Consider the following 1786-nt stretch of genomic DNA (forward strand, 5'->3'; position numbering starts at 1 on the left):
CATTTACACAAGATTCTTGACGCTACCGAATCTCGAATAAAACTTAGTCAATTAATACAGAAGGATGATAATAAAATTGAGTAAAGAAATGCGAATAGCCAAAATTATTGATACTACTTCAGTGGTAATAAATGCTGGAGAGGATGATGGAATAAAAAAAGGTGATAAATTTCAAATAATTGGAAAAAAGGGTGTCGAAGTACTTGATCCAGAAACCGGCGACTTCTTAGGTACGCTTGATGATTTAAAAGCAACCATCATAGCAAACACTGTCTACCCTCATATGACAATTGCAGAGTCAGAAAAGCATAAAATACCCGGTATGGGCAATCCATCTACACTTGCCTCGACTGCCTTAACTCAAGGAATGTTCAACTCAATTCCTAAGGAATTACTGGAACCTCATTATGTTCACGAAGATTTAAATGTTGATAAAACACAAATAACAGGGAGTTTCAAAAAATCCGATAAACCAATCCAAGTCGGTGATCTTGTAGTAAAAGAATAAAAACCTCGAATATTAAGCCCTAGTTGGCTTTTTATTTTTATCGCCAAAAGAACATATGTACCCCCTTTTGTGAATTTAAGTATCTTGAAATACAAAAAGGGACCATACTCCAACTGAAATCAGATGAAATATGGTCCAAATGTGAACTTAAAAACAAAAAATACACGGAGGTTTCCTATGAAGAAAATAAACGCCATTAAATCATATACATTAAAGAATGGCCAAAAGAAATATCGTTTTACTATTCGTATAGATAAGAAACATGTTACCTCACGCAATGGATTCTATACTTATGATGATGCTGCTCTAGCCTACCTCAATTTAAAACAAGAAATTATGGAAAATAAATATAGGGTTGATCAGAACCTAATTACATTTAAAGAGGTATATGATGATTGGATGCCAAGATATCGACAATCAATCAGGGACACAACCTATTTCAATATTCATAGATCATTTGAACATTACATATTACCTCTGTTTGGTAAAAAGTATGTAAACAAGATTACAATTCGAGATTGCCAAGAAGCCGTCGATGATTGGATAAATACTATAGCTTCTTATAAGCCCTTATTTTTACGTACAAGAAAGATTTTAGATGAAGCAGTCAGATTAGAATATATTGATTCAAATCCTATGAGAAAGATTGTGTTACCTACAACAACAGTAAAAATCAAAAAGGTAATAGCTAATCGCAGAGAAAAGAACTTTTACTCTCTAGAAGAACTTCAAAGGTTTTTAGATGCTGCTCATAGAACTGGACTTCAACAATTTGCATATTTCAGAACCGTAGCATATACGGGTATGAGACGTGGAGAAAGTCTTATTTTAAAATGGTCCGATATTGATTTTGATAAAAGCTTAATATCTGTGACAAAAACTCTCGTCTACTCAAGTGAATATCGCAGATATGAAATTCATCCGACTAAGAATGGCTTAAACCGTACCTTAATTATGGATGATGAAACTATGGAAATACTATCTGCATGGAAGGAAGTTCAGAAAAGTTTCAAAAATAACGATAATTTAGTTTTTACGAACAGATTGGGAAATTATTGGAGTTCCAGAGTGATCAATGACTGGCAACAGGCTCTCATAGTGACGGGAAAATACTTAATGCATTGAATGATCTTGATAAAAAATCTGCAACTACATCGACCAATAAAAAGAAATAAATTTAGCTCTTTTTGAGTATACAACTACATTGCAACTACATTGAGCTTTATAACTATGAATAACTATAAAAAAAATAGGCTGTACGATAAATAGAGTTGATAG

The 1786-nt window shown here is 32.9% G+C and carries 2 protein-coding genes; both read left to right on the forward strand.

Annotated elements, in window-relative coordinates:
* Positions 1-76: 76 nt before the first annotated feature.
* The gene (locus FD26_RS10670; protein WP_057868401.1) at positions 77-508 is read left to right on the forward strand and encodes a FlgT C-terminal domain-containing protein; all 432 of its coding nucleotides are present in this window, start codon (positions 77-79) and stop codon (positions 506-508) included.
* 177 nt (positions 509-685) lie between these two features.
* Complete coding sequence (locus tag FD26_RS10675; RefSeq protein WP_057868402.1) at positions 686-1633, forward strand: tyrosine-type recombinase/integrase; 948 nt, start codon at positions 686-688, stop codon at positions 1631-1633.
* Positions 1634-1786 lie beyond the last annotated feature (153 nt).

Origin of the sequence: Companilactobacillus crustorum JCM 15951 (assembly GCF_001434585.1) — a bacterium.
GTDB classification, from domain to species: domain Bacteria; phylum Bacillota; class Bacilli; order Lactobacillales; family Lactobacillaceae; genus Companilactobacillus; species Companilactobacillus crustorum.